At 72.6% G+C, this 24,735-nt stretch carries 15 protein-coding genes, 1 tRNA gene and 2 pseudogenes; 8 read left to right on the forward strand and 10 right to left on the reverse strand.

From position 1 onward, the window contains the following. Together G495_RS23040 and G495_RS23045 are read right to left on the reverse strand one after the other, a co-directional pair. Nucleotides 1–287 (reverse strand): annotated as a pseudogene (locus G495_RS23040) (methyl-accepting chemotaxis protein); the annotation flags it as partial. A 375-nt stretch (nucleotides 288–662) separates the two neighbouring features. Then, nucleotides 663–1,565: pseudogene (locus tag G495_RS23045) on the reverse strand (MCP four helix bundle domain-containing protein); the annotation flags it as partial. A gap of 23 nt (nucleotides 1,566–1,588) precedes the next feature. On the opposite strand from G495_RS23045, the gene G495_RS18670 reads away from it, so the two are divergent. The 4 genes from G495_RS18670 to G495_RS0110735 all read left to right on the forward strand — a co-directional run bounded on the left by G495_RS18670 (nucleotide 1,589) and on the right by G495_RS0110735 (nucleotide 6,635). Further along, the gene (locus tag G495_RS18670) at nucleotides 1,589–3,370 is read left to right on the forward strand and encodes a histone deacetylase family protein (RefSeq protein ID WP_051445277.1); all 1,782 of its coding nucleotides are present in this window, start codon (nucleotides 1,589–1,591) and stop codon (nucleotides 3,368–3,370) included. A 54-nt stretch (nucleotides 3,371–3,424) separates the two neighbouring features. Further along, nucleotides 3,425–3,500: transfer RNA gene (locus G495_RS0110725), tRNA-Thr, on the forward strand. Nucleotides 3,501–3,690: 190 nt separating this feature from the next. Further along, nucleotides 3,691–6,024 (forward strand): GGDEF domain-containing protein, encoded by a 2,334-nt coding sequence (locus G495_RS18675; protein WP_051445278.1) that lies wholly within the window; start codon nucleotides 3,691–3,693, stop codon nucleotides 6,022–6,024. A gap of 155 nt (nucleotides 6,025–6,179) precedes the next feature. Then, on the forward strand, nucleotides 6,180–6,635 hold the full coding sequence (locus tag G495_RS0110735; protein ID WP_028587814.1) for a NanQ anomerase/TabA/YiaL family protein: 456 nt from the start codon (nucleotides 6,180–6,182) through the stop codon (nucleotides 6,633–6,635). Between the two features lie 198 nt (nucleotides 6,636–6,833). Here G495_RS0110735 and G495_RS18680 read toward each other — a convergent pair whose 3' ends face one another. The 3 genes from G495_RS18680 to G495_RS0110750 all read right to left on the reverse strand — a co-directional run bounded on the left by G495_RS18680 (nucleotide 6,834) and on the right by G495_RS0110750 (nucleotide 12,620). Further along, a complete protein-coding gene (locus G495_RS18680; protein WP_051445279.1) occupies nucleotides 6,834–7,844 on the reverse strand; it encodes a glycosyltransferase in 1,011 nt (336 codons plus the stop codon). 589 nt (nucleotides 7,845–8,433) lie between these two features. After that, nucleotides 8,434–11,385: an EAL domain-containing protein gene (locus G495_RS18685; RefSeq protein ID WP_035251792.1), complete on the reverse strand. Its 2,952-nt coding sequence runs from the start codon at nucleotides 11,383–11,385 to the stop codon at nucleotides 8,434–8,436. Continuing rightward, entirely contained in the window at nucleotides 11,382–12,620 is a 1,239-nt protein-coding gene (locus G495_RS0110750) for an ABC transporter substrate-binding protein (RefSeq protein WP_028587815.1), read from the reverse strand. The genes G495_RS18685 and G495_RS0110750 overlap by 4 nt, the downstream gene beginning before the upstream one ends. A 179-nt stretch (nucleotides 12,621–12,799) precedes the next feature. On the opposite strand from G495_RS0110750, the gene G495_RS0110755 reads away from it, so the two are divergent. After that, on the forward strand, nucleotides 12,800–13,864 hold the full coding sequence (locus G495_RS0110755; RefSeq protein ID WP_156939677.1) for a hypothetical protein: 1,065 nt from the start codon (nucleotides 12,800–12,802) through the stop codon (nucleotides 13,862–13,864). 224 nt (nucleotides 13,865–14,088) lie between these two features. Here the strand turns inward: G495_RS0110755 and G495_RS22845 are convergent, their stop codons facing one another. After that, entirely contained in the window at nucleotides 14,089–15,795 is a 1,707-nt protein-coding gene (locus G495_RS22845) for a tetratricopeptide repeat protein (protein WP_035251794.1), read from the reverse strand. A gap of 112 nt (nucleotides 15,796–15,907) precedes the next feature. Between G495_RS22845 and G495_RS0110765 the strand changes: the two genes are divergently transcribed. The 3 genes from G495_RS0110765 to G495_RS18695 all read left to right on the forward strand — a co-directional run bounded on the left by G495_RS0110765 (nucleotide 15,908) and on the right by G495_RS18695 (nucleotide 19,428). Beyond that, a complete protein-coding gene (locus G495_RS0110765) occupies nucleotides 15,908–17,635 on the forward strand; it encodes an FAD-dependent oxidoreductase (RefSeq protein WP_028587817.1) in 1,728 nt (575 codons plus the stop codon). Nucleotide 17,636: 1 nt separating this feature from the next. Further along, nucleotides 17,637–18,500, forward strand: a complete 864-nt coding sequence (locus G495_RS0110770) for a radical SAM protein (protein WP_028587818.1) — start codon at nucleotides 17,637–17,639, stop codon at nucleotides 18,498–18,500. Nucleotides 18,501–18,768: 268 nt separating this feature from the next. After that, the gene (locus tag G495_RS18695; protein WP_051445280.1) at nucleotides 18,769–19,428 is read left to right on the forward strand and encodes a GntR family transcriptional regulator; all 660 of its coding nucleotides are present in this window, start codon (nucleotides 18,769–18,771) and stop codon (nucleotides 19,426–19,428) included. A gap of 105 nt (nucleotides 19,429–19,533) precedes the next feature. Here the strand turns inward: G495_RS18695 and G495_RS0110780 are convergent, their stop codons facing one another. The 4 genes from G495_RS0110780 to G495_RS0110795 all read right to left on the reverse strand — a co-directional run bounded on the left by G495_RS0110780 (nucleotide 19,534) and on the right by G495_RS0110795 (nucleotide 24,732). After that, on the reverse strand, nucleotides 19,534–20,451 hold the full coding sequence (locus G495_RS0110780; RefSeq protein WP_028587819.1) for a diguanylate cyclase domain-containing protein: 918 nt from the start codon (nucleotides 20,449–20,451) through the stop codon (nucleotides 19,534–19,536). Continuing rightward, nucleotides 20,448–23,387: a CHASE domain-containing protein gene (locus G495_RS20410; RefSeq protein WP_156939679.1), complete on the reverse strand. Its 2,940-nt coding sequence runs from the start codon at nucleotides 23,385–23,387 to the stop codon at nucleotides 20,448–20,450. Before G495_RS20410 ends, G495_RS0110780 begins: the two co-directional genes overlap by 4 nt. A gap of 78 nt (nucleotides 23,388–23,465) precedes the next feature. Further along, nucleotides 23,466–24,278: a M48 family metallopeptidase gene (locus G495_RS20415; RefSeq protein ID WP_051445282.1), complete on the reverse strand. Its 813-nt coding sequence runs from the start codon at nucleotides 24,276–24,278 to the stop codon at nucleotides 23,466–23,468. A gap of 1 nt (nucleotide 24,279) precedes the next feature. Further along, nucleotides 24,280–24,732, reverse strand: a complete 453-nt coding sequence (locus G495_RS0110795) for a YbjQ family protein (protein ID WP_028587820.1) — start codon at nucleotides 24,730–24,732, stop codon at nucleotides 24,280–24,282. Nucleotides 24,733–24,735 lie beyond the last annotated feature (3 nt).

Here is a 24,735-nt window from a genome sequence, read left to right on the forward strand (position 1 = left end):
TCGGCCAGCTTGCGCACCTCGTCGGCCACCACGGCGAAGCCCCGGCCCGCGTCGCCCGCGCGCGCGGCCTCGATGGCCGCGTTGAGCGCCAAAAGGTTGGTCTGGTCGGCGATGTCGCGGATGACGGTCATCACCTGGCCGATGGCCTCGGCCTGCTTGCCCAGGTCGGCCATTTCGCCGCGCAGCTTCTCGGTTTCCTTGTTCAGCTGGTCGATGGAGCCCACCACGCGGGTGACCACGGCCCCGCCCTCCTCGGCGCGGCGTTTGGCGGTGTCGGCGTTCTCGGCGGCGCTGCCCGCGTTGGTGGCCACCTCGAGCACCGTGGCGTTCATCTCCTCCATGGCCGTGGCCGCCTCGGCGGTGCGTTCGCGCTGGGTTTCGGAGCCGCGGCGCGATTCCTGGATCTGGACGTTGAGCTGCTCCGAGGCCGAGGCCACCTGGGCCACGATCTGCTCCAGCTCGTGGGCGGCCTGGAGCATGCCTTCACGCTTGGCGTTTTCCGCCGCGGCGCGGGCCTGTTCGGCCTCGCGCGTGGCGGCCTCGGCGGCCTCGGCCTTCTCCTGGGCCTCGCGCGACTTGGTGGCGATCTCGTCCATGTTGCGTTGCAGGGTGACGCTCATGTCGTCGAAGGCGGCGCCCAGGGCGCCGACCTCGTCCTTGCGGCCCAGGCCCAGGCGCGAGGTGAAGTCGCCCGCCGCCAGCCGCCCGGTGAAGTCCACCAGCCGGGCCATGGGCACGGTGATGTTGCGCGTGACCACCAGGGTGAAGCCCGCCCCGGCCAGGGCGCTGCCCACCGTCAGGCCGACGATGAGCATGAGCAGGGTGCTGTAGGCGCTCATGGCGTCGGCCTGGGCTGCCTCGGCCTGCTTCTCGAGGATTTCGGTCAGGGAGTTGATGCTCTCGCGCATGGCGTCGAAGCGCTCCTTGGCCGGGCCCAGGGACCTGGCGGCCAGGTCCTGCACGTCGCCGCCGCCCTGCTTCTCGCGGACGATGGCCTGGGACACCTCGTCCCATGTGGCGCCATCGGCGCGGTAGTCGTCCACCAGGGCCTTCTGGGCGGGGTCCGCAGCCAGGGCGGCGAACTTGCCCACCCGGTCGTTGGCTTGTTGCTTGTTCTCGTGGTAGTCCTTGAGCTGGGTTTCGAAGGCCGGGGTGCCGGGCTCGGCGAAGAGCATCGACCGCTCGGCGATGAGCGCCTGGTGCAGGTCGCGGTCGGCCTCCAGCAGGAAGACCACGCCTTGCAGGTCGCGGTTGTAGATCTGGCGCAGGCGGTCGTTGATGCTTCTGGCGCTGATGGCCGCCACGGAGCCTATGACCACCAGCAACAGGATGTTCACGGTCAGGATGATCAGCAGTTTGTTGCCGATCCGGATGTTCCCCAGCATGGACATGGTTTCCTCCCTCGTCTGCGGTGTGCCCGGCATTGGCGTTTGAGGGATGAATAATAGCCCAGTCGTTGGATATTGACAACGGAGCGCGCAAAAAAGAGGGTTGCTCTGCAATCCGGGGCCCCGGACGGACCATTCCGGGGCCCTGGGCGGCGCAGGGCGAAGACCGTGGGCCATGCCCGGCCCGCAAAGGGGGAATCATGTTCCGCATCCGGCGCATCTTCGACGCCACCCTGGCGCGCGACCGCCAGGCCGTGGCCCAGGTGCAGGAGATCCTGCGCGCCCAGTTCCGCGACGCCGCGCCCGGGGAGTACGAGGACATCCCGGCCAAGCTGCGCGACCCGCTGGGCTACCGCTTCAAGACCATCCTTTTCGTGGCCGAGCAGAAGTACGAGGTGCGCGGCTTCGCCCTGGTGCTGCACGCCCCGGACCTCTGCTTCTGCTACCTGGACTACATCGGGGCCCTGCCCGGGCGGACCAGCCGGGGCATCGGCGGCTCGCTCTACGCCCGGGTGCGCGAGGAGGCGGCGCTCTTGGGCGACCGGGGCATCTTTTTCGAGTGCCCCAGCGACGACCCGGCCATCTGCCGCGACGCGTCGCTGCTGCGCCAGAACGCGGCGCGCCTGCGCTTCTACGAGAGCTTCGGCGCGCGGCCCATCGTGAACACGGCCTACGAGACGCCCCTGTCGCCCACCGACGACAGCCCGCCGGTGCTGGTGTTCGACGGGCTGGGGCGCCTCGCCGCGCCGCCCCGGGGCGCCACGCGCGACATCGTGCGGGCCATCCTGGAGCGCAAGTACGCCGAGCGTTGCCCCCCGGGCTACATCGACGCCGTGGTGCGCTCGTTTCGCGACAATCCCGTGCGCCTGCGCGCGCCGCGCTACGCCGGGGCCGAGGCCACGGGCCCCGTGCCCGGCGCCTCGCCGTGCATCCTGCTCACGGTGAACCGCGACCACGACATCCACCACGTCCATGAGCGGGGTTATGTGGAATCCCCGGCGCGGGTGCGCACGCTGATGAAAACCCTGGGGCCCACGGGGCTGTTCCTGCCCGTGGCGGCGCGCAGGCATCCCGAGCGGGCCATCCTGGCCGTGCACGACGCGGGCATGGTCCGCTATTTCAAGGCCGCCACGGCCAAGCTGCCGCCGGGCAAGTCCATCTATCCCTACGTGTTTCCCATCCGCAACCAGGCCCGCCCGCCCCGGGAGCTGCCCGTGCGCGCGGGCTACTACTGCATCGACACCTTCACGCCCCTCAATGCCAACGCCTACCGCGCGGCCCGGGGCGCGGTGGACTGCGCGCTGACCGCCGCCGACGCCGTGCTCGACGGCCAGCGCCTGGCCTACGCCCTGGTACGCCCTCCGGGGCACCACGCCGAGCGCCGGGCCTTCGGCGGGTTCTGCTATTTCAACTCCGCCGCCGTGGCCGCCCACCACCTTTCGGCCCACGGGCGCGTTGCCGTGCTGGACATCGACTACCACCACGGCAACGGCACCCAGGACATCTTCTACGCCCGCGACGACGTGCTCACCGTGTCCATCCACGGGCATCCGTCCTTCGCCTATCCCTATTTCAGCGGCTTCGCCAGCGAGACGGGCGAGGGCCGGGGCCGGGGCTGCAACCTGAACCTGCCCCTGCCTGAGAACACCGACGGCGCGGCCTTTGCCCGGGCCCTGGGCAAGGCCCTGGAGCGCATCCGCCGCTTCGCCCCCGGGGTGCTGGTGGTCAGCCTGGGGCTGGACACGGCCAAGGGCGACCCCACGGGCACCTGGAGCCTGACCCCCGGGGATTTCGAGGCCAACGGCCGGGCCATCGGGGCCCTGGGCCTGCCGGTGCTGGTGGTCCAGGAGGGCGGCTACCGCATCCGCACCCTGGGCCAGAACGCGCGGCGGTTCTTCCTGGGCCTGCGCGCCGGGGCCCACGGGCTGGCCCCTGCCTCCGCCCCCGGCCCGGCGCCCGGCCCGGCGCGCTTTTCCCCTTGACCGGCTCCGGGGGGCGGGATTAAGAACCCGGGTGCCCCGCACGACGGGGCCCGCGCCCACGTAGCTCAGTAGGTAGAGCGCGTCCTTGGTAAGGACGAGGTCAGCAGTTCAATTCTGCTCGTGGGCTCCAGGCCAGCACGCCCCGGACCCCCGGTCCGGGGCTTTTTTGCGCCCGCGCAGCCCCGCGCGGTTTTCCCCATCGTCACGAGAATGTCACCTGCGCCGTAACGACAAGGCCATGGGCCTTTTGCTATTTCCCCCCGTGGGGTGTCGGCCCGTGCCGCGCCCCGGGCGGCGGCGCTCGCCGCAGGGGGGAGACGATGAAGCCTGTGGACCGGACCAGTTCGCTGATCATGTCGGGGATGCTGCATGTGAATCCGGAGCTGCGGGCCCGGCGCGCGCCGTCGGCCTGTGGATTCATGTCCCTGGAAAACTTCCGCAGCCTGTCGCGCGACGTGCAGGACGGCACCGTGGGCCTGGTGACCCTGGACTGCGTGGACTTCGAGGCCCTGGCCGCTGGGTTCGGCGAGGACCTGGGGCTCATGCTGCTCGGGGTGCTGCTGGACAAGGCCATGGCCGGCTTCGCGGAGTTCTTCCCCTGCTGCCGGGTCACGGGGGTGGAGAAGACGGGCATCGGCGGCTACGCCATCTTCTTTCGCACCGACCCCGCCGAGCGCTGCGACCTGTTCGACGCCTACGCGGGCTTCCGCTTCCGCGTGCAGGAGGCCATCGGCGCCCAGAGCGCGCGGTACCTGGAGCACCCGCTCACGCTGCGCATCGGCATGGCCCTGCTGGACCCGCGCCCCGGCGAGGACCTGGACAAGACCCTGTTCCGGGCCCTGCTCCAGGCCCGGCGCGTGGCCGAAAGCAAGCCCGACTCCGAGCGCTTCGCCATGCACCGCGAGTTCATGGACATGCTCACCCGGGGCGACATCCAGACCCTGTTCCAGCCGGTGGTGGACTTCGCCAGCGGGGGCGTGCTGGGCTGGGAGGCCCTGGCCCGGGGCGGCGGCGGCGGGCTCATGGCCGAGGCGCGCACGCTGTTCGGCTTCGCCGCCGAGGTGGGCGAAAGCCTGGCCCTGGAGCGGCTGTGCCTGACCCGCGCCCTGGCCGCCGTGCCCACCGGGTTCAAGGGCCGGCTGTTCCTCAACGTGCACACCCAGTCGCTGCACGACGCCGAGGCGCTGTTCGCCGAGGTGCGCGACCTGGCCGAACGCGCCGGGGTGGCGCCGTCGGACGTGGTGCTCGAATTTTCCGAGCGCAACCTGGTGGCCGACCAGGACGCCCTGCAACGCAAGCTGGAGCTGTGCCGCGCCGCCGGGCTGCTCATCGCCGTGGACGACGTGGGCGCGGGCACCACCAATCTGCACTTCCTCTCCCAGGTGCGGCCCGACTTCATCAAGGCCGACGGCTCGCTCATCCGGGGCATCGAGTCCAACCCCATCAAGCGGACCATGATCGAGACCCTGGTCCTCTTGGCCCAGAAGGTGGGCGGCAAGCTGCTGGCCGAGGGCGTGGAGACGGAGACGGAGTTCAGCTCCCTGGTGAGCATGGGCGTCTACGCGGGCCAGGGCCACCTGTTCGCCCGGCCCGCCACGGCCCTGGAGGCGGTCCAGGTGGACGTGCCCAGCAAGATCGACGTGCGCGGCATCGAAAGCGGCGAGCTGAACTGCCGCCTGAAGTCGCGCGAGATCGCCCAGCAGACCATCTCCGTGCCCGCAGGCACGGCCATCAGCGAGGTCAAGGCCGCCCTGGAGGGCAAGCCGCCCATGAGCAGCATCGTGGTCGTGCGCGGCGATCGGCCCGTGGGGCTGCTCATGAACTACAACCTCGACCGGCGCCTGGGCACCAAGTACGGCATCTCGCTGTACTACAACCGGCCCGTGGACGTGCTCATGGACACTGCGCCGCTCATCGTGGACGCCGAGCAGGCCATCGAGGAGGTGGCGGGCGCGGCCATGCAGCGCGCCAACGACAAGATCTACGACGATATCATCGTGGTGGACCGGCGCCGCCTGCTGGGCACCATCTCGGTGCAGAAGATGCTCGACACCCTGATGCGTGTGCAGATCGAGCTGGCCAAGGGCTCCAACCCGCTCACCGGCCTGCCCGGCAACGTGACCATCGAGCAGGAGATCGAGAAGCGCAACCGCCAGAAGACCGCCTCGGGCATCATGTATCTCGACCTGGACAACTTCAAGGCCTACAACGACGTGTACGGCTTCAAGAGCGGCGACCGGGTCATCATGGCCACGGCTCAGATCATCCGCTCCGCCGTGGCCGCCCACGGGCGGCCTTCGGACTTCATCGGCCACATCGGCGGCGACGACTTCCTGCTCATCGGCGACCCGGCGACCATCCGCGCCGTGTGCGACGACATCGCGCGCCAGTTCGAGGAGCGCATCCCCGAGTTCTACAGCGAGCAGGACCGCCGCTGCGGCTACATCGAGGCCAAGGGCCGCGACGGCCAGCCCGCGCGCTTCCCCCTGGTCTCGGCGTCCATGGGCATCCTCGACGCCACCTTCGAGTTCCCCGTGTCCCAGGAGGAGCTTTCGCACCGCGCGGCGGAGATCAAGAAGTTCGCCAAGGCCACGGCGGGCAACTCCGTGGTCCGCGACCGGCGCGCGCCCCTGGGCGCCCAGCCTGCGGACTGAGCCCGGGCGCGGACGGTCCGCGCCCGGGCCTGGCCCTGCGGGTGGCCGGGCGGGCGGGGCGGCCCCGGAGAGGGCTGACGCTTGCCTTTGGCGGGCCGGGGGGCGTACATGGGGCTTCCCGGCGCGCTGGTTGCGCCCGCCGGGGGGGAGGGCGGATGATCCAGGACGAGTTTGCCATGGCCGGGCTGTACGCGGCCCTGAACCCGGGGCTGGCCCGGGCGTTTGCCTTTCTGGACCAGCCGGGTCTGGCCGGGCTGCCCGAGGGGCGCCACCCTATCGACGGCCAGCGCTCCTGGGCCGTGGTGGCGCGCGGGGCGGGCCGCAGCCGGGCCCAGGCGCACCTGGAAGTCCATGACCGCTATATCGACGTGCAATGCGTCCTGGCGGGGGTGGACCACATGGGCTGGAAGCCCCGGCGGGCCTGCGTCCTGCCCCGGGAGCCCTTCGACCCCGCGCGCGACGTGGGCTTTTTCGCCGACGAGCCCGACGCCTGGCTGGACGTTCGCGCCGGGCAGTTCGCCATCCTGTTCCCCCACGACGCGCACATGCCCCTGGTCTGCCCCGGGCCGGTGCACAAGGTCATCCTCAAGGTGGCCCTGGACCAGGGCTGAGGCCCGGGGCGGGCCTTCCCGCCCGCGCCCGCTGCCGGGCCGCCTGCGCGGCCCCGGCGCCCCTGCACCAAAAAGCGGAGGGCCGCGAACCCGATGTCCGCGGCCCCGGCGCTTACCCGTTCCGGATCGCTCCGGGTGGCAGGCCGGAGGAAGAGACTCCCCTCCCCGCCCGGTCCGCCGTCTCTGGTTATCACGAGACTATTTGAGCACCCGCAACTCGCGCTCGCGCATCAGGCGCAGGATCTCCGGCCTGGGCGCTGCGCCCGCGGCCAGCCGGGGCGCCCCGGCCCCGGCGGCGCGCTGCGCCGCGAAGGCCTTGGGCACGCGGTAGGCGGGGCTGTCCTGCAGGAACGTCATGTACCACCAGATGTCGTCCAGGCTCACGTGGCGGCGCAGGAAGGCCTCGGGCCCGGAGTGGCTGAAATGGTGGACCACCGCGTCGGTGGCCACCACGGCCCGGCGGCCCGTGGTGCGCAGGTGGCCGTTGATGTGGAATTCGTCCACCCGGCTGACCCCGGCGGGCACGCGCAGGGGGATGGGCACCACCGCGTCCATCAGCCGCCCGTCGAACATCACGCAGTCCACGCTGATGTGCCCCAGATAGAGGTAGCGGGGCCGCTCCAGGTCCAGGTACTTCTCCACCAGCCCGTGGTGCAGGATCTTTTCCCACACGAAGCGGTGGTAGACCGCGTTGGTCTCCATGGGCAGGTGCGGCAGGCGCGCGCGCTCCTCGGGGAAATGCGCGCGCAGGACGCGGTCCATGACCTGCCTGCCCGTGCGGCTCACGGGTGTGACGCACGAGGCCAGGGGCACGGCCCCGTCGCCGCGGTGCAGCTTGAAGGCCGCCAGCAGGTGGTCCAGCCAGTTGGGCGTCACGAACACGTCCTCCGACAGGCGGATGATGACGTCCTGCGCGTGGCGGGCCATGATGAAATTCTGCATGGACACCACGGCGGGGATGAGCCCGCGCGGGGTGGTGTGCACGTCGATGACGTCCTGGTGGCGCTTCTGGAACGACTTGATGATCACCGCGTGCTCGTCGCTCACGGCGTTGGCCACGATGTAGATCTTCTTGAAGCGCGACAGGTCGGTGTACAGCTCCAGGCACTTGACGCACAGCAGGAAGCAGTCCATCCGGTGCGAGGTCAACAGCATCAGCACGGGCCGGATGTCCCGGGATCTTGGTGTGATGTCGATGATCTGCGCCATGGCCTGCCTCGTTCACAAAGGGGGCGGACGCCGCAGGGCGGAGTCGTCCTTCTGGTTGCCAGTCTTATCGGGCATTATGGGGGAAACTTAAGGTCTGCGGCGGCAAAAAGTTGCCCTTGGGGTGCAACCGTCAAGAATCGCTGCCGATGTTTTTGGAGAACAAAATCGGGCCCTGCGGGCCGCCCGCACCGGGCGGTGGCCCGAAAGGCGCGTGTGCCAGCGGGAAACCGGCGCCGCCGGGGCGGCCCGCCCGGGGGGCGGCGGGGGGGGGGGGAGGAGGACAAAGCGGCAAAGCGGCGCAGTGCGCGGCATCGAAACGCCAGGGCGAGGCCCGGGCTGGCGGGTGGCGGCGCGCAGTCCTTTTCCGTTTTCGGGCGGTCGCCCTGCCCGGAGCCGGGGCCGACAGGCCGCCCCAGGCGGTGACCTGCCGCGCCACCCAAAAAAATCCAAAGTCCCGTGCCTGTTTTGCCGCATGCCGGGCCGTGTGTCGGGCCACGCGCCGGGCCGCGCGGGGGGGGCTTGGATTTTTTTTCGCGCCGCCGCCTCATCTTCCTGGGCGGCCCGGGAAAGGGAAGGATTCAACCGCCCGTCAGGCCCCGCGCGCCTCCAGGTCGGCCCGCAGCAGGGCCTCGGCCTCGGAGCGGGGCAGGGGCCGCGAGAACAGGTAGCCCTGGGCGTAGGCGCAGCCCAGCTCGCGCAGGGTGTCCAGCTGCCCGGGGGTGTCCACCCCCTCGGCCACGGCGGCGATGCCCAGGTTCCCGGCCAGGGTCAGGATGGAGTGGACGATGACCCGCGCCTCGCCGTCGGTGTCGCAGCGCGAGACGAAGCTGCGGTCGATCTTGAGCATGTCGATGGGGAACTGGCGCAGGTAGGACAGGGAGGAATAGCCCGTGCCGAAGTCGTCCATGGCCAGGACCACCCCGTGGGCCTTGAGCTGGCGCAGCATGTCGATGGCCGCGCTGGCGTGGTCCATGAGTACGCTCTCGGTGGTTTCCAGGCGCAGGTTGGCCGGGCGGATGCCCGTGCGGCGCAGCACGGCCTCCACCCGCGCGCTCAGGCCGGGCTGCATGAACTGCTTGGCCGAGAGGTTGACGGAGATGCCCACGGGCGCCTCGGGCCCGAACAGGGCCTCCCAGGCGCGCACCGTGGCGCCCACCTGGTCCAGCACCCAGTCGCCCAGGGGGAAGATCAGCCCGGTGTCCTCGGCCACGTGGATGAACTCCGCCGGGGCCAGCAGCCCGCGCTCGGGGTGCGCCCAGCGCACCAATGCCTCGAAGCCTTCCAGCGCCCCGGTGCGGACGTTGCGCATGGGCTGGAAGAGCAGGGTGAAGTCGTTGTTGCGCACCGAGCGGGCCAGGTCCGTTTCCAGGCGCAGCTGGCGCACGGCCTGCTCGTGCATGCGGCGGTTGAAGACCTTGAAGCGCGATTTCCCAGCGGCCTTGGCGTGGTACATGGCCGTGTCGGCGTCGCGCAGGATGAGGTCGGCCTGGGTGTAGTGCTCGGTGAGCAGCACGATGCCGATGCTGGCCGAGGTGTGCACATCGTAGCCGCCCAGGCTGGCCGGGGTGCGCACGGCGGCCAGGATGCGCTTGGCGATGGTCACCACCTCGCGGGGGTGGTGGAAGTCTTCCAGCAGCACGGCGAACTCGTCGCCGCCGAAGCGGGCCACGGTGTCCATGGCGCGCACGGCGGCTTCCAGCTGCCGGGCCACGTGCTTGAGCAGTTCGTCGCCGATGGAGTGGCCCAGGCTGTCGTTGATGATCTTGAAGCGGTCCAGGTCCATGTAGAGCACGCAGAACAGGTAGCCCGGGTTGCGGCGGGCGCGCTCCATGGCCAGGCGCAGGTGGTCCAGGAACAGGGTCCGGTTGGGCAGTCCGGTCAGCGGGTCGTGGAAGGCCTGGTGCATCAGGCGCGACTCGGTTTCCTTGCGCTCGGTGATGTCCTGCAGGAAGCCCTCGTAGCCCAGGGTGGCGCCCTGGTCGTCGCGCACGGGGCGGGCGTGGCGCGAGATCCAGATCACGCGGCCATCGCGGCGCCGGGCCTGGGACTCGAAGCCGTGCACGTCGCCCCCGGCGCGCAGCCGGGTCAGGAAATCGGCCTCGCGCCCGGCGGCGACCTCGGCGGCCTGCGGGTCGGCGGCCATGGCCTCCAGGAAGCTCGCCGGGTCCGGATAGCCGAAGATGCGCGCCAGGGCCGGGTTGGCTTCCACGTAGCGGCCCTCGGGGTCGAGCTGGAAGATGCCCTCGATGGCGTTCTCGAAGATGCCCCGGAACTTGGCCTCGGCGCGCCGCAGGGCGGCCTCGGCCTGGCGCCGCTCGGCGATCTCGCCGCTGAGTTTTTCGTTGGCGCGCCACAACTCCTCGGTGCGGCTGCGCACGCGGCCTTCCAGGGCGTCGTGGGCGTCGCGCAGTTCCTGCTCGGCCCGCTTGCGGGCGGTGATGTCGCGCAGGATGCCCACCACATGTTCCGCGCCGCCCAGGCTCAGGGTGGCCAGGGATATTTCGGCGGGGAAGGGCGCGCTCCCCACGCGGGGCACGATGATCTCGGCGGTGGTCCGCTCGCGTCCGGCGGTGCCGGGCAGGAGCATCCGCGCCGGGTCGGTGCCCAGCAGCTCGGCCGCCAGCGCTCCGGGCAGGGCCCTGGGGGCGCGGCCCAGCATGGCCGCCAGGGCCGGGTTGGCCTGGACCACGCGGCCGTCCGGCCCGGCCAGGAACAGGCCGTCGGCCATGTTGCGCAGCACGGCCGAGACCGTGGCCAGGGCGTCACGGCTCTCCGCCGTGGCGTCGCCCATGCGCTTTTCCAGGTCGGTGATGAAGGCCGCCAGCTCCTGGGCGGTGGTGCGGAAGGCGTCGGCCACCTCGGCCACCTCGTCGCCCAGGGCCGGGATGTCCGGCGGGTCGGAGAAATCGTGCCCGCGCACGCGGCGGGCGTAGGCGGCCAGGGCCGTCAGCGGCCGGGAGATGTTGTTGGTATACGAGTAGGCCGCCGCCACGCAGACCACGAAGACGCACAGGGTCAGGATCTGCAGGTTGACGATCGAGGCGCGGATGACCCCGGCGATGATGCGCCGGTCCATGCCGATGTGCACGGTGCCAGCCTCACCCGCCAGCACGGGGTAGCTGACATGGATCACCGGGCCGGGGCCCTCGATGTCGAAGGTCTGGATATCGGGCGCGCGCAGGCGGCCCCCGGTGCGCACCCGCAGGTCCCACAGGGCCGAGACGATGGCCTGGGGCACCTCGGGCACGAAGGTGTGGGCCAGGATGTCGCCCTGGCGCGAGGCCACCAGTACGTAGCTCACGCCCTCGATGCCCAGGTACTGGTCGATGCCCGACTGGATGGCCGCTGCGTCGTCGGAGAGCAGCAGGTCCACGCTGGAGCTGGCGATGGACCCGGCGATGGCCAGGCCCTTGCTCTCGAACTCGCGGGTCATGCGCTCGCGCAGGCTGTAGGACGAATACAGCGAGGTGGCCGAGGCGATGACGCCGAAGGCCAGGATCATGAACACCAGGGTGCGTTTGAACAGCCCGGAGAAGATCATTTGCGCCACCGTGCGAAGTCCTTGACCGGGACCAGACGGCCCTGCTCCACGGCGACGAAGTGGACCCGTGACAGGGCCTGGTTGCTGGCCGGGCCGAAGCCCACGGGTTCGCCCACCCCCAGGTCGAATCCGGCCAGCCCGCGCATGGCCTCGGGCAGCATGCGCGGGTGCGGGTCCGGCCCCATGCGCCGCAGGGCCTCCACGAACAACCGTGCCGCCAGGTAGCCCTCGAAGGACGCCAGGCTGTAGGGCAGGGGCTCGTAGTCGTCGCCCACCAGCGTGGCCGGGGGCGGCGGCGCGAAGCGCTCCATGGCTTGGTGGTAGGCGGCCCCGGCGGGCAGCGCGGGGTCGGCGTGGCTGGGCACGGCCTGGGAGAGCACGAGGTCGGCGGTGTAGTCGCGCCCGGCGGCCTTGCCCGCACGCAACAGCAGCGCCGTCAGGTGTTCGGCTCCGGCGAAGGAGAGCACGGCCACGGGCACGTCCAGGCCCTTGTCGCGCGCATGGCGCACGAAGGCCGCGCAAGCCTCGGAGGACCCCACCGCGACCACTGCGTCGGGGTGCCCCTGGGCGATGATGTCCACCTGGGGGCCCATGTCCGCGTCGGGACCCGCGCTCCGGGCGTGGCTGGCCTCGGCGGCGATGGCCAGGTCGAAGCGCGCCAGGGCCTTGCGCACCCCGTCCCAGCCCGCGCGGCCGTAGGCGTCGGCCTGGTGCAGCACGGCGATGCGCGTGCGGCCCTGGCGCACGAAATTGTCCACCAGTCCCCGGGCCTCCTGGGCGTAGGAGGCGCGCAGGTTGAACACCCAGCGGTCGTAGGGCGGCTGGCGCAGGGGCTCGGCCCCGGTGAGGGGGAAGAGCAGGTACAGGCCCCGGCCCTGGTAGCGGCGCAGCAGGGGCAGCACGCGGGTGGCCGTGGGCGTGCCCACCTGCCCGAACAGCGCGAACACGTCGCCCTGCTCGGCGAAGGTGATGGCGTTCTCGATGGCCGGGTCCGGAGCGTAGCGGTCGTCCAGGGCGCGGATGGCGATGGTCCGGCCATGCACGCCGCCTGCGGCGTTGACCCCGGCGAAGCAGGCCTGCGCCCCCCGGTACAGTTCGATGCCCAGGCCCCGGGTGGGCCCGCTGAAGGCCGCCGACATGCCCAGCACGATCTCCCCTCCCGCCCGGGCCGGCAGGGGCGGGGCCAGGGCGAGCAGCAGCAGGGCGGCGGCGAAAAACTGGCGCAGGACGGTCATGCACGCTCCGGTGCAGTAAGGTGTGCGTCTTTTATAGCAAAGTCATGTGATCTTCACAAACGATATGCGCGGGTTCCATCTCCGGCCCGGCGGGCCGTCTCGCCTTTCGGGCCGGATTGTGGTAGGTGCGCCCGGGGGCGGGAACGGTTTCCGCCCCCCAAGGCGAGGCGGTGGCGAGCATGCACAGGCGCGATTTTCTGCGGGCCCTGGCCCTGGCCGGAGCGGGCACCCTGCTGGCCCCGGCGGCCCGGGCCCTGACCCCGCCCCCGGGCCGGGCGCGCTGGCGCATGGTCCTGGCCTGGCCCGCCGAGCTGGAGCTTTACACCGCCGGGGTCTTCCGCTTTGCCCGCCAGGTGTCGCTGCTCACCGAGAGCCGCCTGGCCTTGGACGTGCGCGTGGCCCCGGCGGGGGTCTCGCAGGCCGAGGTGGCGGCCATGGTCCTGGCCGGGCAGGCCGACTGCGCCCACCTGGACGCCTGGGCCCTGGCGGACCGGGTTCCGGCCCTGGAGTGGTTCGGCGGAGTGCCTTTCGGCCTGGGCCCCCGGGGGCTGGACGCCTGGCTGTACCAGCTGGGCGGGCAGGAGCTGCTCAAGGAAGTCCTGCTGCCCCTGGGGCTCTACGGGCGGCCCATGGGCGATGCCGGGCCGGGGGTCTTCGCCTGGTCGCGGCGGCCCCTGGCCGGGCCGCAGGGGCTGGAAGGGCTGGTGCTGCCCGCCCGGGGCCTGGCCGCCGAAGTGCTGGCCCGGGCGGGCGCGGCAGTGCGCCCCGAGCCGGTGGGGGGCGGGGCCGCCCTGGCCCAGGCCCTGGCGCGCGGCGAGCTGGACGCCGCTGCCTGGCACGGCGCGCACCACGAGGCCGCCGCCGGGCTGCCCGCTGCCGCGCCCCACGGCCTGGGCCCGGGCTGGCAGGCCCCGGGGCGGCGGATGCTGCTGGTGGTGCGCCGCGAGTCCTACGAGGCTCTGCCCGCCGTGGTGCGCAAGATCTTCGACGCCATGGTGGTCCAGGCCGACCATGAATTGAGCGTGGCCGTGGCCACGGCCAACGCCCGGGCCCTGGAGGCCCTGGCCGGGGCCGGGCACGCCGTGACGCCGCTGCCCCCGGCGCTGCTCCAGCGGCTGCGCGCCCTGGCCGGGGCCGTGGCCGACGATCGCGCCGGGCAGGACGCGCTGGCCGCGCGGGTCCGCGCCGCCCACGACGCCGCCCTGCGGACCGTGGGCGCTCTGGGTCCGCCCCTCGCCCCCTGAGCCCGGATCCGCAGGCGGCCCGTCGCCCAGAGGAATTTTCCGTCAATCAGCCAGGTGCGCTGTCCATGGGGGTGCCCTGGCTGGCCGTCCCGCAATGGCGCCCCGCCGCGCTGCTCAAAAAATCAGGCCCGCGCGTCCGTCCTGGGACGCGCGGGCCTGGATTTTTTTTGCGCCGCCTTCGCGCCGGTGTTGCACGGCCCGGAAAGGAATTTCCCGCCAGCCAGCTAGAAGCCCAGGCGGCGCAGCTCGGCCTGGGCGCCGTGGTACTCGGGCAGGTCCGGGCGCCGGGTCTGCTGCGCGGCCTGGAACAGGCGCACGGCCTGTACCGCGTCGCCGCGCACCAGCTGTGCCTGCCCGGCGAAGAAGCGGGCCTCGCACTGTCGGGCCGGGTCCGCCCCGGCGCGGCGTTCCAGCTCCTGGGCGGCCAATTCGCCGCGCGCCAGCAGCAGCAGGGGGCAGGGCCAGTCGTTGCCCGCGCAGCGGGCCTCGGGGGGCGCAGCCTGAAGCCCGGCGCGCAGCCGCGCGAAGTGCCGCCACAGGGCCGGGCGCAGGGCGCCGGGCCGGGCCGCCAGATGCGCGTCCAGGTCGGCGTCGGCCCCGGCGAAATCCCCGGCCAGGAAGCGGGCCTGGCCGCGCAGCAGCAGGGCCTCGGCGCGCGGGCCCGCGCCGGGGGCGGCGTCCAGCAGGGCCGCGCAGTCGGCTGCGGCGCCCTGGGCGTCGCCCGCGAGCAGCCGGGCCCGGGCCCGGCCCAGCAGGGCCGCCGCGTCGGCGGGGTCGCGTTCCAGCACGGCGGCAAAGGCCTGGGCGGCGGCGGAAAAATCGTTGTGCGTCAGGGCCAGCCGGGCGCGGTTGGCGTCCAGGCCGGGCAGCCCGGGCGCCAGGGCCCGGGCGCGGTCCAGGTCGGCCATGGCGGCGGCGGGGTTGCCCAGGGCCTCGTGAGCCGCAGCGCGGTTGACCAGGGCCGGGACGAAGGCCGGGACCAGACGCAGGGCGTGGTCCAGGTCCTCCAGGGCCTGGGCGTGGCGCCCGGCCAGGCTGCGCAGGGCGCCCCGGTTGTTGCGCGCGTCGGGCAGGTCGGGGTCGATGCGCAGGGCCTCGGAGTAGGCGGCCTCGGCCTCGGCGGCCCGGCCCAGGCGCTCCAGGGCCACGGCGCGGTTGAAGTGCAGCACGGCCCGGTCCGGCACGCCGTTGGCGGCGTGGTCGAAATCCTCCAGGGCGCCCGCCGGGTCGCCCGCAGCCAGGCGCAGCCCCCCCCGGGCCAGACGCGGTTCCGGGGCGCCGGGGTCCAGCTCCAGGGCGGCGGCGTAGTCCTCCATGGCCGGGCCGGCCAGGCCCATGGCCTGCCGGGCGCGCCCGCGCAGGAAGAAGGCCGCCGGGTCCGGGCCCGCGTGGGCCAGCAGGATGGTCAGCTCGCGCGCGGCCAGGGGCGCCTCGCCCAGTTCCAGGGCGGCGCGGGCCAAGTTGAAGCGGGCCAGGGCGTAGTCCGGGCGCAGGTCCAGGGCGCGGTCGAAGTCGGCCCGGGCGGCCTGGGCGTCGCCCAGCTCCAGGAAGGCCGCGCCCCGGTTGTTGAAGGCCTCGGGGTAGTGCGGGGCCACGGTCACGGCCTGGGAATAGTCGGCCAGGGCCCCGGGCAGGTCGCCCAGCAGCTGGCGCGCGGCGCCCCGGATTTTCAGGGTCACGGCGCGGTTCTCGTCGCCGCTCAGCCCGCCTTGCAGGGCCTGGTCGGCCAGTTCCAGGGCTGCGCGGGCGTCTCCCGCCTCCAGAGCCTGCTGGGCGCGGCGCGCGGCCTGCACGGGCCCGGGGGTGTCCTGGGTGGTGTTCCGGGCGGTGTCCTGGACCTGGGCGGAAGGCTGGGCGGGGGCCGGTCCGGCCAGGGCCAGCAGCAGGGCGGCAAGGGCCAGGGCGGCGCACAGCGGGCGGGGCAGGGGCATGGCATGCATCCGGGGTTGAACAGGGTGGCGCAGGGGTGGTAGTTTGTCCGCTGGATCGTAAAAACGCAAGCAACGCGCCCCGCCTCCGGGCGGCGGCGCCCGGAGACCCCCCATGAGCGAGACGAGCCCGAACAAGGCCGCCGAGGAAAAGGACTGGTACCTGCCCGAGGACAGCCGCGCCCACCTGCGCGAAGTGTTCGCGGGCATGCAGGACGAGGTGGCCCTGGAGGCCTACACCCGGGCCGGGGAGAACGAGCCCTACGCCGAGGCCATGACCCTGCTGCTGCGCGACATGGCGCGCCTGGGCGAGAAGATCCACGTCAGCTTCCACGACGCGGACTCCGAGCAGGCCGCCCGGCGCAAGGTGACCCGCGCGCCGACCCTGCTGGTGGCGCCGGACCGCGTCGCCATCCGCTACACCGGGGCGCCCCTGGGCGAGGAGGCCCGGGTGCTCATCGAGACGGTGCTGCTGGCCGCGGCGGGGCGCAGCGGGCTGTCGGAGATTTCGCGCCAGGTGCTGGCCGAGCTGGAGGAGCCGCGCGAGGTCCGGGTCTTCATCAGCCCCACCTGCCCCTACTGCCCGGGGCAGGTGTCCAACGCCTTCCGCGCGGCCCTGGAACGCCCGGGGCTGGTCAGCGCCGAATGCATCGAGACCGGCGAGAACCAGGACCTGGCCGCGCGCTACGAGGCCTCGGCCCTGCCGCTGACGGTCATCAACGAGACCTTCCGCCAGAAGGGGCTCCTGCCCGAGGAGCGCTTCGCCATTGAGCTGGCGGCGCTGAAGACCGTGGAAGAGCTGTTCGAGGCCCTGGACGCCGGGGGCGTGCAGGGCGTGGTGGGCGATATCCTGCGCCAGGCGCGCGGCGCCGAGGCCGGGCCCGGGGCCGACGGGGGCGCCGAGGTCTACGATGTGGTGGTGGCCGGGGCCGGGCCCGCCGGGCTGACCGCCGCCATCTACACCGAGCGCAGCGGCCTGAAGACCCTGGTGCTGGAAAAGGGCGCCATCGGCGGGCAGGTGCTGCTGACCCCCGAGGTGGAGAACTACCCCGGCTTCAAGCACGTGGGCGGGCTGAAGCTCATGGAGATGATCGCCGAGCAGGCCCGGGGCTATTGCACCATCCACGAGGGCGAGCCCGTGGAGGAGGTCAAGCTCGGGCGCATGGTGGAGGTGGTCACCCCGCGCGGGCGCTACCTGGCCAAGGCCCTGGTCCTGGCCACGGGCTCCAGCGCCAAGCTGCTGGGGGTGCCCGGCGAGCAGCGCCTCTTTGGCCGGGGGGTCAGCGTGTGCGCCTCGTGCGACGGCTGGGCCTACAAGGGCCGCGAGGTGATCATGGTCGGCGGCGGCAACACCGCCCTGACCGAGGCCCTGCACCTGAAGAACATGGGCGTGGGCGTGACCATCGTCCACCGCCGGGCCGCCTTCCGCGCCGAGCGCCACCTGCAGAACGGCGTGGAGAAGGCGGGCATCCCCGTGCTCTGGAACACCGTGGTCGAGGAGTTCGTGGCCGGGGCGGACGGGTTGGCCGCCGTGCGCCTGCGCAATGTGGCCGACGGCAGCGAGCGCGAGCTGAAGGTGGACGGCGCGTTTCTGGCCATCGGCTGGAACCCGAACACGGGCATTGCCCAGCAGCTTGGGGTGCGCCTGGACGAATACGGCTGCATCACGGTGGACCGCGGCATGCGCACCAACATCCCGCGCGTGTACGCCTGCGGCGATGTCATCGGCGGGGTGCAGCAGATCGCCACCGCCGTGGGCGAGGGCGCCACGGCGGCCCTGGCCGTGTTCGAGGACATCACCAACCCCTACTGGCTGCGGCCCGAGGAAGAGGCCAGGGGCTAGCGTGGACCATCAGGGCACCATCATCCGCCCGCCCAACGAGGCGGGCAGCATCCTGCTCCAGGTGGCCGTGGGCTGCCCGCACGGGGCCTGCACCTTCTGCGGGGCCTACCACGGCCACCCCTACCGGCCCAAGGACATGGTCACCGTGGCGGACGACGTGGACCACGCCGCGCGCCACTGCCAGGACCAGCGCCGGGTTTTCCTGTGCGGGGGCGACGCCCTGGCCCTGCCCGCCGCGCGGCTTTTGGAGGTGCTGGCCCTGGTGCGCGCGCGGCTGCCGTGGGTCACCCGGGTCGGGGCCTACGCCAGCGCGCGCTCCCTGGCCGCCCGCACGGACGGCGAGCTGCGCGCCCTGCGCCAGGCCGGGCTGGCCACGGTGTACATGGGCCTGGAGTCGGGCGATGACGCCGTGCTGGCCCGGGTGCGCAAGGGCGCGGACAGCGCGGCCATCGTGGCCCAGGGGCAGCGGGCGCGTGCCGCCGGGCTGCGCCTGAATGTCACCGTGCTGCTGGGCCTGGCCGGGGAAGAGGGCGCCCAGGCCCACGCCCGGGCCACGGGCGCCGCGCTCACGGCCATGCAGCCCGACCACGTGGGCGCGCTGACCCTGATGCTCGTGCCCGGGACGGCGCTGTTTGCCGACGCCGCGCGCGGGGCGTTCGCCCTGCCCGGGCCCATGGCCATGCTGGCCGAGCTGCGCACCCTGCTGGAGCACACCCGCCTGGAGCGCGGGCAGTTCCTGACCGATCATGCCTCCAACCACCTGGCCCTGCGGGTGCGCCTGCCCGGGGGCAGGGCCGAAGCCCTGGAGCGCATCGACGCCGCCCTGGCCGGGCGGGTGCCCCTGCGCCAGCGGCGCGGGCTGTAGCCGCTTTTCCCCCCGTGTTTTTGCGAACCCAAGGCCACGCCGCCAGCGCGGGCGACCGCCCTTTCCCGCTCGCGCTTTGCGAATTGAAGGTTGTCTTGGCCGTTGCTTTCAAAATTGAAGCATGGCAAGGACGATTTTTTCGATTTTCGCAATCCGGCCCATTGCCGGGGCGCAATATATGATGTATGAGCGGATGATCAGCGTGCAACAATCCCGCCGGGGCCATCCGGGCCCGGGCCCGGCGGCAGGCCCGGCCAGGAGGAAGTCCATGACCGAAGGCAATACCGTTATCCACCGCCGCGTGCTGCGCGACGAAGTGGCCGATTATCTTGTCGATGCCATCCTGAGCGGCGCGTTCCGCCCGGGCGAGAAGATCGTGGAAACGCGCATCTCCAAGGAGCTCCAGGTCAGCCAGGGCGCCGTGCGCGAGGCCATCCGCGACCTCATCGCCCAGGGTTTCCTGGAAACCGAGCCCTACAAGGGCACCCGGGTGCGCGAGTTCTCCCCCGAGGAGCTGGGCGACTACTACGCCGTGCGCATCGCCCTGGAGAAGCGGGCCGTGCAGTGGGCCCGCGAGCGCCAGGCCTCGGGCGAGTTGGACCTGACCGAGCTGCGGGCCATCGCCGCCAAGATGCACCAGTGCGCCGCCTCCGGCGACACCAAGAACCTGCGCAAGCTGGACATCGACTTCCACAAGGCCCTGGTGCGCGCCTCGGGCAACGCCTTCCTGCTGCGGGCCTGGGAGTCCCTGGGCAACTACTACTGGGCCTGCCTGGGCATCCACTACGGTGCCAAAGGCATCCATCCCGCCCGCCAGGCCTCGCTGCACGACGACCTGCTGGCCGTGCTCGAAGGCCAGGACATGGCCGCCGTGGGCGGGGCCATCGAGGAGCACTTCGCCGACATCCGCAAGCTCTTCGGCCAATAGGCCCGCGCGCGCCGCGGGCCCAGAACGCCGCAGAGGCCGCCAGGGGCCGCCCTCCGCCAGGAGGGCGGCCCCTGCTGCGCCTGGGGTCCGGGGGCGGGGCGATGGTCAGTCTGCGCCGGGGCCGGCCTCGACCCGGTTGCGGCCCTGCTGCTTGGCTGCGTAGAGCCGTTCGTCGGCAGCGGCGAACAGCCCTTCCAGGGTCGCCCCGGAGGCGGCCACTGCCGTGGCCGTGCCTGCGCTGATGGTCACATGGGCGGCCACGCTGGAGGCCGTGTGCTCCAGGGCCAGATCGGCCACGGCCTGGCGCATGGCCTCGGCGATGTGCCGGGCGCCCTGGGCGTCGGTGTCCGGCAGCACGGCGGCGAACTCCTCGCCGCCGTAGCGGGCCACGAGGTCGGTGGGGCGCTGGACGGCCCGCCCCAGGGCCTGGGCCACGGCCCGCAGGCAGTCATCGCCCGCGGCGTGGCCGTAGGTGTCGTTGTAGGCCTTGAAGTGGTCGATGTCGGCCATGACCACCGACAGGGGCGCCCCCGCGCGCTGGGCGCGCTTCCACTCCCGGGCGCAGAACTCGTCCAGGCGGCGGCGGTTGGCGATGCCGGTCAGTCCGTCGATGGTGGACAACTCGCGCAGCAGGTCGCGCTGGGCCTTGAGCTCCACATGGGTGCGCACCCGGGCCTTGACGATGGGGATGCTGAAGGGCTTGGTGATGTAGTCCACGGCCCCGGCGGCCAGGCCCCTGGTCTCGTCCTCCTCGGTGGTCATGGCGGTGATGAAGATCACCGGGACGTCGCTGGTCAGCGGGTCGGCCTTCAGGGCCGCGCAGACCTCCATGCCGTCCATGCCCGGCATGATGATGTCCAGCAGGATCAGGTCCGGCGGGCGCGGCCCGGCGGCCATGACCAGGGCGTCGGCGCCGTTGGTGGCCACGGCGATTTCGTAGTCCTTGGCCAGGGCTTCCCCGAGGATGGTGATGTTCAGCGGGGAGTCGTCCACGAGGAGCACCTTGCGGCGTTGGTCGGTCATTGTCCGTTCTCCTGGGGCGGGAGGATGCGGGCGCGCAGGGCCTCGATGGCCGCCGCCGCCGCGTGGTAGTCGTAGCGGGCCAGGGCGTCCTCCAGGCTCTGGGCCTGGGCGTCCAGCCCGGCGGCGCGCAGGGCGGGCCGCAGCCCGGCGGCGGCCCGGGCTGCCGTGAAATCGTGGCTGGCCACCAGCCCGGCCACGGCTTCCAGCAGCGCGCCGGGGTCGCCGGGGGTCTCCTGCGGGCCCGGGGCCCCGGCGGGCGGCGGGCTGGCAGGCGCAGGGGCCAGTTCCCGGGTCCTGTCGCGGGCCAGCCGCAGGGCGTCGGCCAGAGCGTCGAGGCCAGCCTCGCGGGCCCGGGGCGCTTTGAGGTCGGCCTCCAGGGCGGCGGCGGATTCGGCCACGGCCATGAGCCCGAGGTTGGCCGCCACGCCCTTGACGGTATGCGCCTCGCGCAGGGCGGCTTCCCTGTCGCCAGCGCCCAGGCTGCGGGCGATGGCCCCGGACGCGTCGCCGTGGGCCGTGAAGAAATCGTCCAGCAGCTTGTGCAGCAGGGCGGCGTTGCCGCCCAGGCGTTCCAGGGCGGCGGGCAGGTCGAGGCCCGGGGCGGCGGGCGGCGGCGCCGCGCCCGGGATGGCCGGGGCGCGCTCTTCCCCTGCGGCCCAGCGGCGCAGCACGCGGCGGACCTCGCCCACGTCCAGCGGCTTGGCCAGGTAGTCGTCCATGCCCGCGTCCAGGCAGCGCTGGCGGTCGTCGGCCATGGCGTGGGCGGTCATGGCCACAATGGGCAGGCCTTCCAGGCCCGGGGTGGCGCGGATGGCCCGGGTGGCGGCGTAGCCGTCCATCACCGGCATCTGCACGTCCATGAACACCGCGCCGTAGCCAGGGCTTCGGGCGAGCATCTCCAGGGCCCGGGCGCCGTTTTCGGCCACATCCACGACGAGCCCTTCGGCGGCGAGCAGCTCCGTGGCCACCTGCTGGTTGATGGGGTTGTCCTCCACCAGCAGGACGCGGCCGGACAGCCCGGCGCGGGCGGCGGCGTCCGGCGCGGGCGGCGCGGCGGCTGGCCGGGGCCCGGAGCGGCCCTCGCCGCCCTCGGCGCCGGGCAGAGGCACGATGACGCAGAACGTGCTGCCCCGGCCCGGGGCGCTTTGCACCGTGATGGTGCCGCCCATCATCTCCACGAGCCCGCGGCTGATGGCCAGCCCCAGGCCCGAGCCGCCGTACTGGCGGGTGATGGACGGGTCGGCCTGGGTGAAGGACTCGAATATCCCGGCCAGGTCTCCATGGGCGATGCCGATGCCCGTGTCCTCAATGCAGAAGCGGACCCCGCCGGGCGGGGCGCCGGAGGGGGCGGGGTCCACACGCAGGGTCACGGAACCGTGGGCCGTGAACTTGAGAGCGTTGCCCACCAGGTTCACCAGCACCTGCTCCAGGCGCAGGGGGTCGCCGCTGGCCAGGGCCGGGAGCCCGGGGGCCAGCTCCACGGAGAAGAGCAGGCCCTTGGCCGCCATGCGTTCGCTGAACTGGGCATGCACCCGCTCGGTCAGTTCGTCCAGGCGGAAGGCGATGCGCTCGGTGGCCAGGCGGCCTGCCTCGATGCGCGAGAAGTCCAGGATGTCGTTGATGATGCCCAGCAGCAGCCGCGAGGACTGGTCGATCTTGCGCAGGTAGTCCTGCTGGCGCGGGGAAAGCCCGGTGCGCAGGGCCAGTTCGGTCAGGCCGATGATACCGTTCAGGGGCGTGCGGATCTCGTGGCTCATGTTGGCCAGGAAGTCGCTCTTGGCCTGGCTGGCCTTGTCGGCCTGCTCCTTGGCCTGGTGGAGCTCCGCCGTGCGCAGGGCCACCAGGGCGTTGGTCCTGCGGTTCTGGTCCAGGATGGCCAGCAGGTAGGCGCACAGGGCGGCGGTGAGCAGCAGCCCGCCCCCGCCGGCGAGGTAGGAGTAGCGGGTGCTGAACAGGGCCAGGAACTCCGGGCGGGCCAGGCAGGTCACGCGCCAGATGCGCCCGCCGATGTCCATGTCGCGGACGGCCACCAGCCCCTGGGGGGGGTGGTCGAGGTCGATGTCTTCGGCCTGGAAGGCGTGCAGGAAGCGCTCATTTTCGGGGGCGCTCATGTCGTGCATGGACAGGGCCAGACCCCGGGCCTTGGCCGAGGTCATGGACGATTCGAGGAAGTCGCCCCCGCGCAGCACGAGCTGGATGTAGCCGCGCAGGTTGCGCCGGCGGTCCTGCAGCGTGGCTGTGGGGGCGTGGCGCTCGTAGACGGCGCGCACCAGGATCAGCCCGAACTGGCGGCCCGTCTCCTGGATGAGGGTGAAGCGGCCCGAGGCGCGCAGCTCGCCGCTGTCGCGGGCGGCCAGGCGCGGTTCGCCCGGGGTGGGCTTGGACTGGGCGTCGAAGCCGCGCACGGCCTCGTTTCCGGCCCGGGGCTGGACGTAGTGGATGGGGAAGTACTCGTCGCGTTCGCCTGCGGGCACGAGGTTGCCCTGGGCGTCCTGCTCGGTGATGCGGTAGCCCTCCAGGCCCTCGGCCCGGACCCGGGCCTCGTAGGCCGGGCGCTCGGCGCGGGCGATCCTGGGCAGCCACTGCAGGGCCTGGATGCCCGTCAGGTAGTCCCCAGTGCCAAGGACGAAGCCAGCGAAATCATTGCGTGAAATATTTTCGCTGACGTTGAAGAAGCTGTGCAGGGCCTCGGTGAGCAGCAGGGCCTGGTCGGTGCTCTTGCGCACGTTGGTGAACATGCCCTGGGCCGCGCTGGCGAATTCCTGGCGTACGACATGACGCTCGCGTAGCTCGATACTGACGAAGGCCGCCACGGACAGGGCGACCCCGATGACCGCCGCCAGGGCCACGGGCAGGGAGCTGGCGCGCAGCGGGGCGCGGGGGCCGGACGGGCGGGCGCCGGGGCCCGGGCCGGACGGAGCGGACGGAGCGGACATTTGGCAATACTATCACCGGCTGCGGGGTCGCGGCAATGGAAATGGCCTGCGGGAAGAACCCGGCGCCGCCCGGGGGGTTTACAAGCGGGGCAGGCGCAGGGGCAGGGGGGCGGCCACGGGCAGGGCCCGGCGGCGGATGGCCGCCTCCAGGGCCGCCAGGCGCCGGGGGGCCTCGGGGTGGGTGCGGCCCAGGGCGGCCAGGCCGCCGCTGCCCTCGTCGCCCAGGCGGTCGAAGAACTTCTCCAGCCCGCCCGCATGGCCGTAAAGGGCCGCCACGGCGTCCAGCCCGGCCTGGTCGGCGGCCAGCTCCTGGGCCCGCGAGAAGCGGCGCCCGCCCAGGTCGAGCATGCCTTCCAGCAGGCCGCCCAGGCCGTCGCCGTCGCCCGAGAGCAGCGTGGCCAGGGCCGCCAGCACCAGCCCGCGCCCCAGCCCGCGCAGGTGGTCGCGGGCCGCCAGGTGGCCCATTTCGTGGCCCAGGGTGAAGACCAGCTCGTTTTCGTATTCCAGGGCCTGGAGCAGCCCCGTGGTCAGCACCACGCGGCCCCCGGGCAGGGCGAAGGCGTTGACCTCGCCCGAGGCCAGCACGCGCAGGTCCACGGCGTGGGGCACGGTGCCCAGGGCCTGGCGCGTGCGCTCGGCCAGTTCGGCCAGGGCGGGCGGGGCGGGGCGGGCCTCGCGCAGCAGGGGGTGGCCGTCCACCAGATGGCGGGCCATGCGCCGCTCCAGGTCGGGCGGGATGCGCGGGGCCAGCACGTCCACGGCCAGGCCCAGCAGCACGTAGAGCAGGGCGGCCACGGCGGCCACCCCGGCCAGGGGCAGGGCGAAGTCGCGCAACAGGGAGGCCTGCGAGACGTTGACGTTGCCCTGGGGCAGGCGGGGGATCAGGCGCACCCTAGCTCCTGCGCAGGCGGATGGCCGTGGCGTAGGCGATGGCCTCCGCCGAGCCGATGCGCCTGCTGCCCGACGAGTCGCTGACGCTGGAGGTTTCGATGCGCACGCCCAGGAACATGTCGGCGTCGGGGGCCAGCTCCTTCATGCGCAGCAGGGCTTCGCGCCGGGCGCGGTCCAGCAGCGGCTCGTAGGAGCGCACCGGGCCGCCCAGCAGCGTGCGCAGCCAGGCCGTGAAGCGCTTGAAATAGTCAACGGACACGACCATGGAGCCGCAGACGAAGGCCACGGCCTCCACGCGCGCTCCGGGCACGGGCAGGGTGCGCACCGTCAGGGCCGGGATGTGCATGAGGGCGCGCTCGCGCCGGACGATGGAGCGGTAGTGGCGGCGCTCGTTGAACGACCCGGCCACCAGCCCCAGCAACAGGCCCGCCGCGACGAGGATCAGGTTCTCCATGGC

The sequence above is a fragment of the Desulfocurvus vexinensis DSM 17965 genome, assembly GCF_000519125.1.
In the GTDB taxonomy this organism is placed as follows: Bacteria; Desulfobacterota; Desulfovibrionia; order Desulfovibrionales; family Desulfovibrionaceae; genus Desulfocurvus; species Desulfocurvus vexinensis.

What these genes read in the sequence shown, in the direction of transcription:
- G495_RS18675 (WP_051445278.1), top strand. Translation starts at nt 3,691, where the DNA reads ATGAAGCCTGTGGACCGGACCAGTTCGCTGATCATGTCGGGGATGCTG.
- G495_RS18680 (WP_051445279.1), bottom strand. Translation starts at nt 7,844, where the DNA reads ATGGCGCAGATCATCGACATCACACCAAGATCCCGGGACATCCGGCCC.
- G495_RS0110735 (WP_028587814.1), top strand. Translation starts at nt 6,180, where the DNA reads ATGATCCAGGACGAGTTTGCCATGGCCGGGCTGTACGCGGCCCTGAAC.
- G495_RS0110795 (WP_028587820.1), bottom strand. Translation starts at nt 24,732, where the DNA reads ATGGAGAACCTGATCCTCGTCGCGGCGGGCCTGTTGCTGGGGCTGGTG.
- G495_RS0110765 (WP_028587817.1), top strand. Translation starts at nt 15,908, where the DNA reads ATGAGCGAGACGAGCCCGAACAAGGCCGCCGAGGAAAAGGACTGGTAC.
- G495_RS20410 (WP_156939679.1), bottom strand. Translation starts at nt 23,387, where the DNA reads ATGTCCGCTCCGTCCGCTCCGTCCGGCCCGGGCCCCGGCGCCCGCCCG.
- G495_RS18670 (WP_051445277.1), top strand. Translation starts at nt 1,589, where the DNA reads ATGTTCCGCATCCGGCGCATCTTCGACGCCACCCTGGCGCGCGACCGC.
- G495_RS0110755 (WP_156939677.1), top strand. Translation starts at nt 12,800, where the DNA reads ATGCACAGGCGCGATTTTCTGCGGGCCCTGGCCCTGGCCGGAGCGGGC.
- G495_RS18695 (WP_051445280.1), top strand. Translation starts at nt 18,769, where the DNA reads ATGACCGAAGGCAATACCGTTATCCACCGCCGCGTGCTGCGCGACGAA.
- G495_RS22845 (WP_035251794.1), bottom strand. Translation starts at nt 15,795, where the DNA reads ATGCCCCTGCCCCGCCCGCTGTGCGCCGCCCTGGCCCTTGCCGCCCTG.
- G495_RS0110780 (WP_028587819.1), bottom strand. Translation starts at nt 20,451, where the DNA reads ATGACCGACCAACGCCGCAAGGTGCTCCTCGTGGACGACTCCCCGCTG.
- G495_RS0110750 (WP_028587815.1), bottom strand. Translation starts at nt 12,620, where the DNA reads ATGACCGTCCTGCGCCAGTTTTTCGCCGCCGCCCTGCTGCTGCTCGCC.
- G495_RS18685 (WP_035251792.1), bottom strand. Translation starts at nt 11,385, where the DNA reads ATGATCTTCTCCGGGCTGTTCAAACGCACCCTGGTGTTCATGATCCTG.